Origin of the sequence: Peribacillus sp. TH14 (genome assembly GCF_016651145.1) — a bacterium.
In the GTDB taxonomy this organism is placed as follows: domain Bacteria; phylum Bacillota; class Bacilli; order Bacillales; family DSM-1321; genus Peribacillus; species Peribacillus butanolivorans.
In genome coordinates this window covers 3,423,489-3,440,590 of record NZ_JAEKEK010000001.1, presented here as the reverse complement: position 1 = coordinate 3,440,590, position 17,102 = coordinate 3,423,489, and the positions used below count along the sequence as shown (strand labels likewise).

Here is a 17,102-nt window from a genome sequence, read left to right as displayed (position 1 = left end):
GGATTTTAAAAAACCAGCCGCAGTCTATTTTGCGGCTGGTTTTTTTCTATGGATCTAAACTAAAAAAAATGGCCGACCCGCTAACGGATTGGCCATTTTTTTTATTTAACCTGTAGTAACTGCTCATAGGCCGCCTGGAACTTTTGAATGTCCCCTGCACCCATAAATAGTACGACACTGTTTTCATGATTTTGCAATATAGATGTTGTGTTCTCCGTTATCAGCTCGGCACCCGGTATTTTCTCTTGAAGATCTTCAATCGACAACTTTCCTTGGTGTTCACGAGCAGATCCAAAAATTTCGCATAAGTATACTTTGTCGGCTAAATTCAAGCTGTCGGCAAACTCATCCAGGAATGCTTGCGTTCTTGAGAAAGTATGTGGCTGGAATACCGCAACAACTTCACGCTCTGGATATTTTTGACGCGCTGAGTCAACAGTTGCTGAGATTTCAGTCGGATGATGCGCATAATCATCAATGATGATCTGACTTCCGATTTCCTTCTCAGAGAACCGGCGTTTGACTCCGCCAAAAGTCCGCAATTGGGCTTTCACAGCTTCCGTATCCAAGTTTTCATATTTACAAAGAGCAATGACACCTAGTGCATTCAACACATTATGCTTTCCGTAAGTCGGAATAGTAAAAGTATCATAATAATTGTTTCTTACATGCACATCGAATGTAGTGCCTTCTGAAGTGACGAAAACATTTTTCGCTTGAAAATCATTTCCTTCCGCGAATCCGTAAAAAATAACTGGTACTTTCGCCTGAATATGTGGTAAATGCTCATCATCTCCGCACGCAATAATGCCTTTGTTGACTTGAAGAGCCATCGTTTGGAATGCCTCAAACACGTCTTCAACATTGGCATAATAATCAGGATGATCGAAATCAATATTTGTCATGATTGCATAATCCGGATAATAAGAAAGGAAATGTCGGCGATATTCACATGCTTCAAATACGAAGTAATTAGAATCCACAATCCCTTTACCCGTTCCATCCCCAATCAAAAAGGATGTTGGTTTTACGCCACCCATAACATGGGCCAGTAAGCCGGTTGTCGATGTTTTACCATGCGCTCCCGTAACTGCCACACTAATATAGTTTTTCATGAAATCACCAAGGAAACGGTGATAACGGATGATTGGCAAACCCAGTTCCATTGCCTTTACGATTTCCGGATGGGTGTCCGGGAACGCATTCCCTGCAATAATGGTCATTCCTGGTTGTATATTTTCCTCATTGAAAGGAAGGATTTTTATCCCGGCTTTTTCTAACGCTAATTGTGTAAAAAATTCTTTTTCATAGTCGGAACCCTGCACTTCAATATTCATATCATGCAGTATTTGAGCAAGAGCGCTCATACCCGATCCTTTAATTCCCACAAAATGGTAAGCAGTCATAAAGCGAACCTCCACCAATCGTCTACCTGTATGACAGTATATGACGTCATCTTTTATTTGTTTTTTCATTACGAGACTTGAAGAAATGCAATTTCTTCATAGGTTTTTTATACTTATATTTTCAATCACTCATCAACAAAAAACTATTATATCACTTTTTTATTCATTCATCCATGTCAAGCAGATACCAAATTATCAAATCATTGGCTATTCCGTCATGAAAGGTGATAACACCGCGTTTTCACCTTTAACATTATATACAATTTCCTTTTAATAGGTTCTCTTAATTCACATGCAAAAATTCAAGTTCTTCCTCTGTGATTAAAACATCACGGGGTCTGCTGCCTCTTGATTCCGAAACAACCCCCTGCTGCTCCATCATTTCTATTAGACGCGCTGCCCGGTTGTAACCCACACGGAAGCGTCTTTGGACACTTGATGCTGATGCAGCCTGCTGACTCACAACAAATTCACATGCCTCAAAGAAAAGCTCATCTGCATCTTCAGTAACCTGTGCCCGATTTAACAAATCTTCTTGCTCAAATAAATACTTCGGCTGCTGCTCTAGTTTCACGTGGTTGACGACTTGATCAATTTCTTCGTCACTTACAAAAGTTCCTTGCAAACGCACCGTTTTTGATGAGCCGTTTTCAGCAAATAACATATCCCCTTTTCCTAACAGCTTTTCTGCCCCTCCGCTATCGATAATCGTGCGTGAGTCGACTTGGGAAGAAACAGAGAACGCGATTCTTGTCGGAATATTTGCCTTGATTAATCCTGTTATGACATCGACTGATGGTCGCTGTGTGGCCACAATTAAATGAATACCACAGGCACGGGCCTTTTGAGCAATGCGACAGATCGCTTCCTCGACATCAGCTGGGGACATCATCATTAAATCCGCCAGCTCATCAATAATCACCAAAATATAAGGAAGCTTGCTTGAATATTGTCCGGCTTTTTCTGCTTGGTCATTAAAGCGGCTAATATCACGGACGCCGGCATGAACAAACAATTCATAACGCCGTTCCATTTCCTCTACCGCCCATTTCAGGGCAGCTGTAGCGGCCTTCACATCAGTAATGACTGGACTGACCAAATGCGGAATCCGGTTATATGGAGCAAGCTCGACCATTTTCGGATCGATTAATAGTAATTTCAACTCCTGAGGCGTCGCTTTATACAGCAAGCTAACCAGCATCGTGTTGATACAGACACTTTTCCCTGATCCGGTTTGTCCGGCAATCAGGCCATGTGGCATTTTTCTTAAATCAGTGATAATCGGCTGACCTGATATATCGAGTCCAAGTGCCACAGCAAGCGGTGATTCATGCTCTTGAAATTCAGTACTTTCCAAAACCTCTCGCAAAAATACCGGCTTACTTTTCCTGTTTGGAATCTCGATACCAATTGTATGCTTACCCGGAATCGGCGCTTCCATCCGCATATCCTGAGCAGCTAGACTTAATTTGATATCATCCATCAGGTTTGTTACTTTATTCACCTTCACACCCGGTTCCGGATGCACCTCGAAACGAGTCACTGCTGGCCCTTGAGTGACATTGACAACTTTTGCCCGGACATTAAAGTTCTTCAGTGTCTCATCTAGTAAAAATGTCTGCTCCTCAAGCCACTCATCATCATGCTCAGCGTAAGTAGGAGGTGTCAGCAAATCAATCTTCGGAAACACATAATAAGGATTGTCGTCCACTTCTATAGACACCAGAGCTTCTGAGATATCCTTCATGCTTCTTCCTTCTACTTCTGTTGCAGCCTCTGTATTCGGTTCTTTTTGCTCAACATTTTCAGTGGTTTTCACTTCCGGCATGAAAGGCGATTCATAGACCCCACTTGATTCCATATTGGATTCACCGGCATTCTCAGGTTCGGCTACCGCTACGGATTCATACTGCGTTTCCCGGAAGCTTATAGGTTCTGGCATAACCGGCTTCTCTTCCAACACGACTCGGTCTGCCTCTGTTTTCAATTCATGAATGGATCCGGATTGTACTGCTTGTCCAGACCCTGCTTCATCAGGATTTATTGTAGGTTTCTTTTCAAAAGAAACTACTCCCCTCTCTGAATCAGGGCTTTTTTTTTCCGCTATAATCTTATTTAGGTATTGAGTTTTTTCCCGATCCTGCTTAAGCATCATCACATTAAAAGGAATATGTTTTTTTGGGCGTTTAGGCTGTTCTTCCGTAATAGTCGCCGCTGGTTCGCTTTCTAAATCAATCACTTGACTTTCGACAGGTTTCTCGACATATTCCGGTGTTGGTTGTATAACTTCTTCCTTTGGAGCTACATAAGCTTTGGTCGGTGTCGCTTCCACCTGTTCCATAATCGAAACAGCCACTTCCCGCCCAAAATCACCCTGATCCTGCTCTAAGGCTTTTATTTCTTCCACCTGTTCAGAAATAGGTTCAGAAGGCTCGTTTGCTACTTCCTCAAGGGGTGTTGCAGGTGCGTTTTTACGGAAATAAGCGGGAATCTCCATCTCTTCTTCCCTTTTTTCTTCCACTTGTTCTGGTACAAGAACAGAAGGTTCAATTGTTAATTCCTCATAGGCCACTTCTTTTGTGGTGTTAGAGCTATACGCTGGAACTTCTGGCTCTTCTTTTTTGAGAACAGGTAGCTTGCTTTCTAATTCATACTCGACAATTCGCTCATTAGTGACCATCTTTTTTTCTGGACGACGAAACCCATATATAGGTGAGGGGATTTCCGTCGGACGGAATGGAGTTTTCGATGGAACTATTTTGTTTGTTGATTCACGATCGACGTTTCTATGCTTTGGTTCAGGTCCCCTCACAGGGCTTCTAGTTTTGGTCACTTTTTCCTGTTTAGACTTAGGCTCACGTTCACGCTTAGGCTCACGTTCACGCTCTTCCCTCTTTCTTTCCCTAGGCTTTCTTCTATGCTGCTCTTGGTCAGGAATGAGAGGAAACTTAAATTGCCCTTTCGGATATTGAAACAGGATTTTTGTATCCGGATCATTCACCTGGGACATCTTCTCCACTGTTTGATTGTATTCTTTTATATCTTCTTTCCTTGTGTTTGTATGCTTGGAAAAATCCATATTTTTTAATGTTTCTTCATCTAGTGGTTCATCTATAATAATTTCTTCAATCTCAATAATTTCCTCTGCTTGGAACCATTTCTTCATCTTATTTAGCCATTTCAAACCTATCACTCTTTCTACTATCTGTAGTTATGTAACTTATTCTACCAGTTATTTATAAAATATCGAGAGAATTTAAGCTGAATAGGAATTTGTATGTGCTTTTTTTATTTATTTGTACTTACCCTTCGATTTTCGCATAACTCTTATCCTATTAAACCCCTTCTGAAAAGAGTATAAACCTATTCTATATAAAAAAATAACGTTAGCCCTTAGTCTACTATTTAAATAAAACACCGCTGTTAAATGATGTTTACAAAGAGATTAAGTTTTAATACAAACCATATCATTCTTGGTGAATTCTTCTAGTTTTATTAATGTAGCGGCAAGATTCTACAAAACACCGTTCGATTAAACCGAACGGTGTTTTGGGGGTTATATAACTATTTTAGAAAAGTAGGGCTACAGTTGACTAATCTAATTCATAAAAACTACATACAACTTGCGCCACTGATTTGGCCGCAATCAGAAGCGCATCTTCATCGATATCGAATTTAGGATGGTGATTGAAATACACCTTCTCTACCCCTTTTGGTTTACAGCCTATGTAAAAGAAACAACCAGGCGTTTTTTCCGCATAATATGAAAAATCTTCTGATCCTGAGAACATTGGGAATTCTAAGACGTGCTTAATATCTGGGTCATTCATGTTTTGAAGGCTATTTTTCACAAATTCAGTCATTTTAGGATCATTATATAAAGGTGGATAATCCGGCATATATAAAAGCTCACACTGAACATCAAATTCTGTTTCTATCCCTTTAACAATCCGGTGTATTTCATTGTTTATCAGCTGTTCGGTCTCCTCTGTCATATAGCGTACATCCCCTTCAATCTCTATCCGATCTTTTATGACATTAAAGCTTCCTTTTCCATCGAAAGAACCGATAGTGACAACGCCCATATCAAAGGGGTTCAAGCGCCGGCTGATTACGGTTTGAACAGCTGTTACAAAATGGGAACCTGCAACAATAGCATCATTAGCCAAATGTGGGGAAGAACCATGGCCGCCTACACCTTTTATCCCTAACTTGAAATATGTCCTGCCAGCCATCGAATAGCCGCTGCGATACCCCACCTCTCCAGCTGGATGTGATGGGAACAAATGCGTTCCAAAAACAGCGTCTAGATCATCTAGCACCCCTGATTCCACGATGCTTTTCGCACCTCCTGGCGGTACTTCTTCAGCATGTTGATGGATGATTTTAATGGTACCAGAAAGGGAAGACTTAAGCTGAATGAGGCAATCTGCCAAGACTAATAGATAAGCTGTATGTCCATCATGTCCACAAGCATGCATCACACCTTCATTTTTAGACCTAAATGGAACCTCGGTTTCTTCTAAAATAGGCAGCGCATCAAAGTCTGCACGAAGACCTATCGTTTTTCCTGGTTTCCCACCTTCGATTGTTACGATGATTCCCAATCCATTCCCAACATTCGTTTGAATGTCCACATCTTTTCCCTTATAAAAATCAATGATATATTGTGCTGTTTTTTCTTCCTTAAAGGAAAGCTCCGGGTTTTCGTGTAAATAACGACGAATTTGAATCATTTCATTTTTACGCATTTCTAACATGTTCATTAATTGATTTTTCATAGTTATTGTCCCCCTTTAAATATCGGCTTGATAATTATGTGAAAAGAATATTAATTAAGGAATGTTCCTTTCGTTCATACATCGGAATGTTAACGAATTTTCTTAAAGAAGACTTATAATAGTTTAAGAACTCTGTGTATAAAACCATAAGAGCAATGATTTTTAATTTTTGGGTTAAGCAATTTGTTTTATTCGGTTCATCTTAAATCCGAATAAGTACATCCTGACAGCATAAAAACAAACTACCTTACAGTTTCGCTTTAACTGTTCACACTTCCTTCTTTTGTAATAGAATGATTAAAGTCCCTTTTCATCTTTTATCTATTATTACTCTAAACTGATGCTCCCTCTGTTCCTAGCTTGCTTGAAGATTGTCTGGGAAATAATACTGCGAATCTCTGATATGTTGATAGACAGATATACCAAGTAAAGATAAAAAAGAAAGAAAACTTTCGATATGATATAGTCCCTTATAATGATTGGTCGCTATAGTTCAAGAAGAATCAAATAACTTTATTTGCTTTGGGAATTGAGCGGGATTATGTATATAGGTAGAAGACAAGCAAGAACCTGTTTTATAAAACTAACGCAGCAACATTCCTGTAATGAACGAGTATGAGATTACTCTAGTGAGGTGTACAATGAAAAGTTCAACAATTAGAAAAGAACACTCTGAAAATATACTAAGAACATTAAATGTACCCATTAATGTGCATTTACCCTTAGCAGAAAATGAAGATGAGGTTTCTCTTAGAACAAAAGAAGAAATTATAAACAGAATAATACCATTATCTATTGTTTCAGCGAAAGCACTGAAGGCTCCAAAGGCAGAAATCAAAAAATTCATCAATAAATATAATGCTAATGAATTATTTACAGAAGAAGAACAAAAATTTATCTCAACATGGCGACCTAAACAGAATGATTTAATCGCTTATTCCTGGAAATTAGAATGTATATGGGTTCTACTTTGGTCTGTAAATTTAATATCTGAGATAAATACTCCTGCTGATATGTGTGATGTAGATTTGGTGTTTGAAACGGTTTTAAATCATTCGAGACAAGAATTGCTAAATATGGCCACTTTAAAACCAATTAACGTTGTCTTGGATAATCTAGATTTTATTTATCGCGCACATTGGGCTGTAAGAGAAGCCCAACTAAATCTTGGAAATTCCCCCTGCTCTAAACGAAGGTGTAGTTTACGAAAGACATTATGCTCTTAATTGGTTGGTTAATTACATGAATCAAGAATGGGAAGAGATTAGTACAGATACATAAGACTAATTTTTATTCCACCCATCAAAAGAATCTTGGGAAACAGTTGCTGTTTATGTAACTCATGCATCTCTTTCTTTGATGTTTGGGCTGGAAAATTTGGAGAAAATGAAATATAGCGGTAAAAAAATAGCCATAAAACATTATTTCATAAAGCACATAAAAAAATAGGACCCCTGACGAGCTGGAATTTTTCCAAACTTGCAAGGGTCCTTGTATTTTGTGCATTCTGCTTTACTTATTGTTCACGCTTTTTGTTTTTACCCAAAATAAAGATAGGCTCCAGCTCGTCTTCTTCGTACAGGAAGGATAAAGCAGTAATCGGTACGTGGCCACTTGCAAAAAAGCTCATCGCCATTTGTGCGAGCACATCATACCCAGTATTATTCTTCACATCTGCAATGATAATGACATCCTGATGAGGAATCGCCACTGCCATTGTTCCCTGAATTTTGTCCTTCATTTCTCGAAGCCATGATTCATTAAGGATTCTGCTTGCGTCGTAGCCATCATTTGTGTTCAAAAAGTAAAATGTATTATCCGCGACGATATCCGACTTCATTTCTGTTGAGAGGGAACGGACATTGAAACGGGCAATCTCCCGGATTCGGTCCCCCTGCCAATTTTCCCGCTGAATCATTTTTTCATCAATCAAACGGTAGGTTTTGCCTAAGTCCAGTGCATAAAAGACACGTGTTTCGGCCGTATGCTCATCGAATAAAAAAGGGTTTCCTTCTTCCGATTCCATTGGAAAGGACGTCGAACGAATGACTAGGAAAATGAATTTCTCCTTGCCTTCCATGCTGTGTTCTTCCCCCATTACATTCAGACCCTCTTCCACATAATAGGCAACTTCATCGATGGCTTTTTCCTGAACGTTTTCATAATTAGCTAGCACCGGCGGCAATTCGACGGTGATACCTTTACCCGTTTTCACATTCTCCACCCGTAACGTATCTTTCTTGCTATCGAATTTAAACGTGCGATTATCGTCTTTTAAACGTTCTTTTAAGATGTTTTTCAGCTTCGTGCTATCCATTTTCAAGGTTGACCCTCCTCTTCATTGAAAAATCCCCAGCGAGAAGGGGATTTTGATTATAATGCTTGAATGAATTCTTCAATTTGTTCTTGTGTTTTACGATCTTTACTCACGAATCGGCCAAGCTCTTTGCCATTATCATAAGCGATAAAACTTGGTATTCCGAATACATCATTGGCTACACAAACATCGATGTATTTATCACGATCTACATAAATGAACGTAAATTCAGGAAATTCCGCTTCAATCTCCGGCATTATTGGTTCAATCACACGGCAATCTCCACACCATGTCGCTGAAAAAAGAAAAATATGTTTGCCTTCATTTTTTAATACATCATATTGTTCTAAAGTCTGTAAATTTTCCATTTTTATATTCCTCCAGCTCTAAATTATTATCTTAATTTTTTATATTTCCATCATACCAGACTCTGCATAAATCAACCATTAATACGGATTAGGGTTGATTTACTTATTAAAAATATTACTAACTCTTAATAATTCTCCAGCAAATAAAAAAACTGATTGCTGAATCACAGAAATTCGAAGAATGTAAATCGATACAAAACCAATCTATCTCCTTTACTAAAACAGCCTCTTAAGACCTTGTCGTATTACCGCAAACATCTCAAAGGTTAAGAAGCTGCGAAACGCATCTAATATCTGAACAATCATCAGAAGCTTCCGAAGAGGTTAGTTCTTCGAGCAAAAATCATATACTAGCCATTACCTAAGTCAACGAAGCTCCTTCCGAACTATGTTTCTTTGCCAATGTTATACAATCGGTCACTAGCCAGTTTCATCTTTATTATAACGAAGCCTAATAAGGGAAAGCCCGGAATGATACTTCCGAGCTGTTCCTTATTTCTGAGGCACTGATGAAACGATTTCCATCATTTGTTTTGCATCGTGTTTTATTTGATCTTTATCGGTTTCAGTTGTCAGCTTGACTCCACCAATCCCTAGCGCAAGCTCATACTTATCTTCCGCTAACTCTTTTATTGTGATAAACCCAAATTTATCATCATTTTGAAAGGAATGCAGCACCAAATATTTATCCCCCTGTTCTTTAATCGCCAGAAATAATACGGAGCTGTCTTCATTTTCATTTGGATTCACAAATAATATATAAGCCTGATTATCACTTTTTAAGATCAAATTATTATCATGTTCTTCTTCTACCTTAAAATCCCCTGGCAGATACACCTGAATGAGACCCGCCTCTATATTTGGCTGTTTCTTATCGTCACGAAATGCCAATTCTGCGACCTTAACTGCTTTATCAGTTTTCCTTTCAATGCCCGAGCAACCAACAACAATTAGACTGCTCAGTAACAGGAAAATAAGAATTTTATTAATCGATAGAGCCATCGTCATTCCTCCAGCCTTCTCTTTTCCTAAAGATTGATTACAGAATACACTCTTATGCATACTATTATCCTTATTTATGAAATTCATCCATTTTCTCAAAACATGATACAATGAAAGCAATTTATATACCAAGGGGGAACAATTATGAAATTAACTGTTTATCTTGCTGGGGAAATCCATTCAAATTGGAGAAGTGAATTAAGAGATAAGGCAATCGCCTTGAAACTTCCGTTAGAATTTGTCGGACCGATGGAAAACCATGAACGTTCCGACAATATTGGAGAAGAAATTTTAGGAGTACAGCCCACCCCGATTTTGAAGGATGCGGCCGCTTCCCAAATTAACAATTTACGGACAGGTCTCTTAATGAAACAAGCCGACCTTGTCGTCGCACTTTTTGGTGAAAAATATAAACAATGGAATACTGCCATGGATGCAAGCACTGCCATCTCTCTAGGCAAACCGCTTATTTTGATTCGTTCGGAATCCCATCACCATGCTTTAAAAGAAATATCGGAAAAGGCGAGTGTCACAGTCGAAACCGTGAACCAAGCTCTGAAGGTGCTTTCTTATATATTTGAAGATGGTTTGTGAAATCTTCCATTTGCCTGAGACTATAGTTTTCCGACAATATACACCAAATTATGTAATAGGTACATTAATGAATTTTAAAGTATTAATAAGACGTGGATAATCTAGCCCCAAAGTTCATTCAAAATAAAAAGCTTGTAGGGAAATTAAATAAACTTTCTCTACAAGCGAAAACAAATATATTAGACCTTACTCTTCTATATATTTAACAGGAATCCAAATCTCGGAGTAGTAATCAGGGTTTGAAGCATCATCGTCTGTGTAAACTTCCATTTCAAAAGTTCCAGCATGTTCATAACCGCTTGTAGGAAACCATTCCGAAAAAATTCGTTTCCAAACTTCTTGAATAGCATCTGGCATTGGTCCGTGAACTTCAAATATAACCCATTTGGAGGCCGGAATAGTTAGGCTTGAATACCCTTCTGGCACTTGACCGTCATACTCTGTCGCTATCCAATAATCCATAGTCTCATTTTGTTCCAATATTCGTTTGTCAACACATACTCCCAGTAGCCCTTTTATTTGGCCATTGTTCAACTTTCCTAACTGATCGTCGGTTCCATCCGAATTCACTTTGTCCCAAAGCTTTGGAATTCCAATTAAATTTTCTCCATTAACTAATGAAAACTCTCGCTTGATTCCAATTACTTGAAAGGAATCTCTTTCAATAATATTGTATTTCATCGGTATTTCCCCTTTCAGAATTACCTGTATTACCAGGCGTTCATAGAATGTCAGCTTCCCAATATACTTTCGTGCTTCACTTGGAGAAACTCCATGCTGCCTTCGAAAAGCCTTTGAAAAAGCCTCGGGAGTGTCATAGCCATACTTGTATGCTAAATCAATGATCTTGCAATTTGTGCGTGATATCTCCTGAGCAGCTAAAGTCAGCCTTCGACGCCGGACATATTCACCAACGGATATGTCCGTTAATATGGTGAACGTCCGTTGAAAATGAAAGGCTGAGGCATTCGCTTGTCTGGAAATACTTTCAATGGTTAGGTCATCTAGTAAATGCTCCTCCATATAGTTGATTGCCTTTTGGATTGATTCAACCCATCCCACACCACTCACTCCTTGTAATCTATTCTAGCAACCCTGTTAACTTAAATCCTGTCAATTTCTGCTTTGTTGTGACTGTCTTCTTTCTTCACCTATCTTTTCAGTCAATCCCTTCAAAGCAATCCTTTGCATTTGGCACATCGATGGTAGTATGGTTAAACCCTATAAAACCAGTGTCTCACTAACTTTTAGATGGCTTTCAAAAGGTCAAAATAGTTAAATCAAAAGCCATTGGACAAAATCTCACTTTTGCATTTTTTTCTTATACTCGTGCTGACCTGCTAGCATTCTCATAATATGAAGGAACATTTCAGCTCGGGTGATTTGCTCATTTGTAAACACTCCGATTGCTCCTTCTTTTTTGCTAATATTCGCTTTCTTAGTGAAGTCGTCCATGACCGGACCCAACTCTTCACCATTTAGTAACCGTTCAGCGACAATTTCCGGGAGTGGAATTCTAGCTCCACCGGCGATGTAGATCTCTCCATCCTTCGTAGCCATCGCCCCCCAGTTGCATACGAATAGGCCGTGATTCATTTTTACGACACCGCCTTCAAGACCGATTCCGATTTCGGCATCGCTTTGGCTCAAGCAATTTTGGGCGCGCGTTATCGCTCCATTCATTGTTTCCTCATCAGAAAATGGCTGTTCCGAGACCCCGCTTTCTACTTGAAGTGAAATGATTTCAGCTTCTTCGTAAACGTCGAACACTGCCTTTACTTTCGCCGGATTTTTACTGCCTACTGCTATTTTCAAAATAGTTACCTTCTTTCTATGTAAAAAAAGCTGCTGGAAAAGGATACATGACTGCACCCCTTTCCATTTCAGCTTCCTCTATTAGCCGTTATTTTTTAATGTCTCAAATGTCGTTTTATCACATGCACGAACTAATTTCCCAATCAGTTCACGAGCTGCCGCATAATCATCAATATGAATCATGGACGCATGTGTATGAATATAGCGCGAACAAATGCCAATCACGCCACTTGGAATACCTTCATTTGCAATATGGACTTGTCCAGCATCCGTGCCGCCTTGGGAAACAAAATATTGATATGGGATATCATTAGATTCAGCAGTATCAAGGATAAATTCCCTCATGCCGCGATGTGTGACCATCGACCGGTCAAAAATACGGAGTAGGGCTCCTTTTCCAAGCTGGCCGAATTCACTTTTACTGCCTGACATATCGTTTGCTGGACTTGCATCTAGGGCGAAGAAAAGATCCGGTTTGATCATATACGCTGCTGTTTTTGCACCACGCAATCCTACCTCCTCCTGTACCGTTGCTCCGGAGTATAAGATATTTGGTAAAGTTTCATCTTTTAAATCTTTTAACAACTCAATCGCCAGTCCACATCCATAACGATTATCCCATGCTTTGGCAAGAATTTTTTTCTCGTTAGCCATCGGTGTGAAAGGACATATCGGTACAATCTGCTGACCTGGTTTGACACCAATTCTCTTCACATCTTCCTTATCATCTGCTCCGATATCAATCAGCATATTTTTAATGTCCATTGGTTTTGAGCGTTGCGATTCATCTAACAAATGAGGCGGGATCGAACCAATGACGCCAATAACCGGTCCGTTATCAGTGATGATTTCAACCCTTTGCGCCAAAAGTACCTGACTCCACCAGCCACCTAGAGTCTGAAAGCGGAGCATTCCGTTTTCTGTTACCGAAGTGACCATAAAGCCCACTTCATCCATATGTCCAGCAACAAGTACAGTTGGTCCTTCTTCATTCCCTCTTTTTACACCAAAGATTCCACCAAGGCGGTCTTGAATTATTTCATCTGAATATTTTTCAAGCTCACTCTTCATGAAACTCCGAACAGCATGTTCATTTCCTGAGGCACCTGGTAATTCTGTCAATGTTTTAAAAAGCGCTAAAGTCTCATGATTCATCTTTCTACTCCTTAACTATGTGTTATTTATTACTATTTTACATAACTTAGAATAATGTTACACTTGAAAGTTCTAATTTATCAGTTAATGGTTAAAATTTCAAATTATTAGTCAAATAAAGAGTTCTTCTGTATACTAGAAAGCGTGATGGAAAAAAAGCAATGGAGGAGAAATTCATGAATTGGAAAACGTTTTTACTAGGCACTGTAGCTGGGTTCGCTGCCGGCTATGCGACAAAACAAATTTTGGATCAATCAAGTAATCCTTCTCCGGATAAAGTGTTAGCCCAAGTGAAGGAAACAGTCAAAAAGGACGGAAACATATATGGCTCATGGATTTTGATGAAGCCGGAAAACTACAAAAAAAATAATTTAGACTATGAAGTGTATAAAGGCGGCATTACTAGAAACACAGAGGGAAAACGCGAGCAATTCGAATTTGTAGCGGATGCCTCTACAGGAACAATTTTGGAGCTTAATGCGCAAAACGATTGAAACAAAAAGGAGGTCGTCAAAATGACGTCCTCCTTTTTTGTTATCCTTATCGCTTTCGTTTCAGTTCAGCCGTTATTTCTTTACCCGTTTCATTCCATTTTATGGCACAATAGTGAGCATCATGGTAAAAGCTGTACCACGACCCGTTTTCCAGTCCGGATTTCATCCACTTTACCTTCGCCTGGATGGAAGTCATTGGGTAATCATCGTAAGCGAGTACCCAAAGTACATTCGCATGGGCATGTGTCGGCATAATATCAGCCATATGAATCAGCCTGTCCAAACCATCTTCAATGATGATAATCGCATGTCCATCACTATGTCCGCCGGTATGAATCATTTTTATGCCTTCAGTGATTTCTTTCTCTCCATTAAACGGGCGAACAAGTGAAGCAACAGCTTCCCAATTTTCTGACCAATATGTACTTTTTGAACGAATATTCGGGTTTTGCATTTCATTCCATTCAATTTGAGTCGTAATAATTTCTGCGCGTTCGAAAACAGGAACCCAAGCTTCACCTTCACGTTTCGTCAATCCGCAGGCATGGTCGAAATGCAGATGAGTCATTAAAATGTAATCGATATCATTTGGTTGAATCCCAAGCTTGCCTAAATCCTCAATGAGTTGGGATTCTTCCGTTACCCCAAAATTTCGTTTTTGCTTGTCATTCATCTTCCCATTACCAATTCCGGAATCTATAAGCATATTTAATCCATTTGCCTGAACTAAAATCGGATCCGTCCTCAACTCAATCTGGTTATTTTCGTTAACCGGATACTTCTTAGACCAAAGCGGTTTCGGTACAACACCAAACATCGCACCGCCATCCAAGTGGGTTACACCACCATTCAGCCATGTTAATTTAATTTCCCCTATTTGCAAAGTTTCCATTTTTACCCCTCCTCTCTCTTTAGTTTAACATCCGCTTCCATTTATTGAAATTGATAACATCCAGCTCTTTGTTTCCCATGAAAGGCATTGAAAGAGATTGCGAAAATATGGCCTAACCTTATTCAAAATGGAAGCGTCATAATCACTGACATCACTAATTTATCTAAATCTGCCCAAAAACAAAAAACCAGATGCTGTGCACCTGGTTTTTCATCAATTATTATTGAAACTTTGCTTCCAACCGGTAAATCCGATTGCCTTTACTCGAGAACTTCTCTTCATATTCAGTCATGATATTTCCTTCAAAGCTGCTGTTATGCAAATCAAGACTTACATATTTTAAAAGCATGCCGTACTCGGAAATACTCATCAAGGAAGACTCAAATAGTCCTTGGTTATCCGTTTTAAAGTGGATTTCCCCTTGATCTGGAAGAATGCCTTCATAGACCTCAAGGAAAGTTTTATACGTTAACCGGCGTTTGGCATGACGTGATTTCGGCCATGGATCAGAGAAATTCAAGTAGACGCGATCTACGTCACCTTTAGCAAAATATTCTCCTAAGTTCGCTGCATCAACATTTAACAACTTTAAATTTGGCACTTCTGCTTCAATTAACAAGTCGAGTGCCGCTACAATGACGCTTCTATATACTTCAATTCCAATGAAATTCACATCAGGATGGGCTTTCGCCATTTCTGTTATAAATCGGCCTTTTCCCGTACCCACTTCAATATATAACGGATTATCGTTACCGAATACTTCATGCCATTTACCTTTATGGCTCACTGGCTGCTGAATCACATATTGCGGAAAATCATTCAAACGGTCTTCAGCCCAAGGTTTATTTCTTAAACGCATGATGACACCCCTATTTATAATATAATCGTTCAAACCATAACACGAGTAGATGGATTCCTGCAAGCTGATTTTTTCAGGAACCGCCGGCGAGGGCCCATTCATTAAATAAAAAAACTGCCGGCCATCATGGCGACAGTCTCTGTAGTTTTCATGTATAAAACTTTCCGCAACACACACCATAAATAAGTGAAGGGCAGGGAAAATCACCTGAGAATCCCTTTTATCCAGGCTCACTTTTACTATTTAAGAAAGGAGTGGAATTATATGCCGCTATCCCACGAACATCAAATGGCACTATTAAAAGATATATTAACCAACCATCAAACAGACTGCTGCGGTTCCGTTTCTGAATGCGAACAGGTTGAGAGGCTCGTCAAATCCTTGATGATCAATATGGATATTGATAGTAACGTGAAAACAGTACTGACGGAGATTTACGAATACAGTCAGACAGGAATCGGTGCCGCCGATTTAGAAGCACATATAACAACCCACCAGAACGACTTGTCCCAATGGGTGGATGACATTGATCAATACTAATCAGCCAGCCATTAATAGCGTTTCAAGTTTATGAAGTAAATCGTTTCTTTCCTCGTACCGTTTTCTACGATGATGCCATTGGATGGAAAGCACAAGTTGTGAAACCGTGTGCCATTTCATCCTCATCTCCAGGCCTGCGTCAAGCTTCTTGCCATAACGGGCAAGCCACTGATTCCATTCTTCCCTTGGGACGTAGGAATACAAGAGTATGCCCAGGTCAATGGCTGGATCGCCAATGACTGCTCCGTCCCAATCAATTAGAAACAATCCGTCAGTTTCGGTCATGAGCCAATTATTGTGGTTCACATCACAATGACAGACGACTTTTTCGTCGCATTCAATCAACAGAAGATTGTTCTGTAAAAAATGAATGGCTTGCTTGATAATCGGAATATCCGTAACATCCGAAGATAACCCGGTTTCTATTTCTGTAAGTATACTTTCAGGTCGTAAAGGGGATTTCCCAAGCCTTTTGAGCATGCTTAACAAAGGATCGGATTGATGAATTTTTTGAAGCAGCTTTGCGACTCTTATATTGTTCATTTCCTGCTGAGATAGCTCCCTGCCTTCCATCCAATGCTGGGCCGTAATTACATCCCCATTTTCCAGGCGTTTTGTCCACATTAACTTTGGAACAATGCCCTCAGCTGAAAGAACAGCTAAAAATGGCGATGAATTTCGTTTTAGGAAGAGCTTCTGTCCATCTTTCTCGGCAATAAAGGCTTCTCCTGTAGCTCCTCCAGCAGGGGATATATCCCACTCCTGACCTAATAAATGTTCCAACTGGTTCACCTTCGATTTCCTCGCTTAATTATACAAATGTGGGTACGTTTCACCTAGTGTATGTATTACCACTACTTTGAGTCCATGTTTAATAAA

The 17,102-nt window shown here is 39.5% G+C and carries 15 protein-coding genes and 1 pseudogene; 4 read left to right on the top strand and 12 right to left on the bottom strand.

The features are described 5' to 3' along the window. Window positions 1-101: 101 nt before the first annotated feature. The 3 genes from murC to JFU50_RS16670 all read right to left on the bottom strand — a co-directional run bounded on the left by murC (window position 102) and on the right by JFU50_RS16670 (window position 6,187). Window positions 102-1,406, bottom strand: a complete 1,305-nt coding sequence (gene murC / locus JFU50_RS16680; RefSeq protein ID WP_201187987.1) for a UDP-N-acetylmuramate--L-alanine ligase — start codon at window positions 1,404-1,406, stop codon at window positions 102-104. Between the two features lie 283 nt (window positions 1,407-1,689). Next, window positions 1,690-4,590, bottom strand: a complete 2,901-nt coding sequence (locus JFU50_RS16675) for a DNA translocase FtsK (RefSeq protein ID WP_342366283.1) — start codon at window positions 4,588-4,590, stop codon at window positions 1,690-1,692. 409 nt (window positions 4,591-4,999) lie between these two features. Continuing rightward, a complete protein-coding gene (locus JFU50_RS16670; RefSeq protein WP_201186217.1) occupies window positions 5,000-6,187 on the bottom strand; it encodes an amidohydrolase in 1,188 nt (395 codons plus the stop codon). Window positions 6,188-6,792: 605 nt separating this feature from the next. Here JFU50_RS16670 and JFU50_RS16665 point away from each other — a divergent pair. Further along, window positions 6,793-7,468: pseudogene (locus JFU50_RS16665) on the top strand (DUF4272 domain-containing protein). A gap of 235 nt (window positions 7,469-7,703) precedes the next feature. Here the strand turns inward: JFU50_RS16665 and JFU50_RS16660 are convergent. The 3 genes from JFU50_RS16660 to JFU50_RS16650 form a co-directional block, all read right to left on the bottom strand. Beyond that, complete coding sequence (locus tag JFU50_RS16660; protein ID WP_242489058.1) at window positions 7,704-8,510, bottom strand: DUF1444 domain-containing protein; 807 nt, start codon at window positions 8,508-8,510, stop codon at window positions 7,704-7,706. Between the two features lie 50 nt (window positions 8,511-8,560). Then, window positions 8,561-8,872 (bottom strand): thioredoxin family protein, encoded by a 312-nt coding sequence (locus tag JFU50_RS16655; RefSeq protein ID WP_201186219.1) that lies wholly within the window; start codon window positions 8,870-8,872, stop codon window positions 8,561-8,563. 492 nt (window positions 8,873-9,364) lie between these two features. Beyond that, window positions 9,365-9,973 (bottom strand): hypothetical protein, encoded by a 609-nt coding sequence (locus tag JFU50_RS16650; RefSeq protein WP_207198804.1) that lies wholly within the window; start codon window positions 9,971-9,973, stop codon window positions 9,365-9,367. Between the two features lie 45 nt (window positions 9,974-10,018). Between JFU50_RS16650 and JFU50_RS16645 the strand changes: the two genes are divergently transcribed. Then, on the top strand, window positions 10,019-10,468 hold the full coding sequence (locus JFU50_RS16645; RefSeq protein ID WP_056529456.1) for a YtoQ family protein: 450 nt from the start codon (window positions 10,019-10,021) through the stop codon (window positions 10,466-10,468). A 186-nt stretch (window positions 10,469-10,654) separates the two neighbouring features. On the opposite strand, the gene JFU50_RS16640 is transcribed toward JFU50_RS16645, so the two are convergent. The 3 genes from JFU50_RS16640 to JFU50_RS16630 form a co-directional block, all read right to left on the bottom strand. Further along, window positions 10,655-11,530, bottom strand: coding sequence for an effector binding domain-containing protein (locus JFU50_RS16640; protein WP_201223371.1), 876 nt, complete (start codon window positions 11,528-11,530; stop codon window positions 10,655-10,657). A 240-nt stretch (window positions 11,531-11,770) separates the two neighbouring features. Beyond that, window positions 11,771-12,283 carry a DUF84 family protein gene (locus JFU50_RS16635; RefSeq protein ID WP_053347335.1) on the bottom strand — a complete coding sequence of 171 codons (513 nt, stop codon included), beginning with the start codon at window positions 12,281-12,283 and terminating at the stop codon, window positions 11,771-11,773. Window positions 12,284-12,364: 81 nt separating this feature from the next. Continuing rightward, a complete protein-coding gene (locus JFU50_RS16630; RefSeq protein ID WP_053347336.1) occupies window positions 12,365-13,438 on the bottom strand; it encodes a M42 family metallopeptidase in 1,074 nt (357 codons plus the stop codon). Between the two features lie 176 nt (window positions 13,439-13,614). Here JFU50_RS16630 and JFU50_RS16625 point away from each other — a divergent pair, with 176 nt between their 5' ends. Then, window positions 13,615-13,932, top strand: a complete 318-nt coding sequence (locus JFU50_RS16625) for a PepSY domain-containing protein (RefSeq protein WP_053347337.1) — start codon at window positions 13,615-13,617, stop codon at window positions 13,930-13,932. Window positions 13,933-13,978: 46 nt separating this feature from the next. On the opposite strand, the gene JFU50_RS16620 is transcribed toward JFU50_RS16625, so the two are convergent. Next, window positions 13,979-14,824 (bottom strand): YtnP family quorum-quenching lactonase, encoded by an 846-nt coding sequence (locus JFU50_RS16620; protein ID WP_201223370.1) that lies wholly within the window; start codon window positions 14,822-14,824, stop codon window positions 13,979-13,981. A gap of 220 nt (window positions 14,825-15,044) precedes the next feature. After that, window positions 15,045-15,683: a tRNA (guanosine(46)-N7)-methyltransferase TrmB gene (gene trmB / locus JFU50_RS16615; protein ID WP_053348155.1), complete on the bottom strand. Its 639-nt coding sequence runs from the start codon at window positions 15,681-15,683 to the stop codon at window positions 15,045-15,047. A 264-nt stretch (window positions 15,684-15,947) separates the two neighbouring features. Between trmB and JFU50_RS16610 the strand changes: the two genes are divergently transcribed. Continuing rightward, window positions 15,948-16,223 carry a YtzH-like family protein gene (locus JFU50_RS16610; protein WP_201186226.1) on the top strand — a complete coding sequence of 92 codons (276 nt, stop codon included), beginning with the start codon at window positions 15,948-15,950 and terminating at the stop codon, window positions 16,221-16,223. On the opposite strand, the gene JFU50_RS16605 is transcribed toward JFU50_RS16610, so the two are convergent. Then, complete coding sequence (locus JFU50_RS16605; protein ID WP_201187993.1) at window positions 16,224-17,006, bottom strand: phosphotransferase family protein; 783 nt, start codon at window positions 17,004-17,006, stop codon at window positions 16,224-16,226. Between the last annotated feature and the right edge of the window lie 96 nt (window positions 17,007-17,102).

Excerpts from the sequence above, each read along its gene's own strand:
- JFU50_RS16625 (WP_053347337.1), top strand. The coding sequence starts at position 13,615 with ATGAATTGGAAAACGTTTTTACTAGGCACTGTAGCTGGGTTCGCTGCC.
- JFU50_RS16630 (WP_053347336.1), bottom strand. The coding sequence starts at position 13,438 with ATGAATCATGAGACTTTAGCGCTTTTTAAAACATTGACAGAATTACCA.
- JFU50_RS16645 (WP_056529456.1), top strand. The coding sequence starts at position 10,019 with ATGAAATTAACTGTTTATCTTGCTGGGGAAATCCATTCAAATTGGAGA.
- murC (WP_201187987.1), bottom strand. The coding sequence starts at position 1,406 with ATGACTGCTTACCATTTTGTGGGAATTAAAGGATCGGGTATGAGCGCT.
- JFU50_RS16655 (WP_201186219.1), bottom strand. The coding sequence starts at position 8,872 with ATGGAAAATTTACAGACTTTAGAACAATATGATGTATTAAAAAATGAA.
- JFU50_RS16670 (WP_201186217.1), bottom strand. The coding sequence starts at position 6,187 with ATGAAAAATCAATTAATGAACATGTTAGAAATGCGTAAAAATGAAATG.
- JFU50_RS16610 (WP_201186226.1), top strand. The coding sequence starts at position 15,948 with ATGCCGCTATCCCACGAACATCAAATGGCACTATTAAAAGATATATTA.
- JFU50_RS16620 (WP_201223370.1), bottom strand. The coding sequence starts at position 14,824 with ATGGAAACTTTGCAAATAGGGGAAATTAAATTAACATGGCTGAATGGT.
- trmB (WP_053348155.1), bottom strand. The coding sequence starts at position 15,683 with ATGCGTTTAAGAAATAAACCTTGGGCTGAAGACCGTTTGAATGATTTT.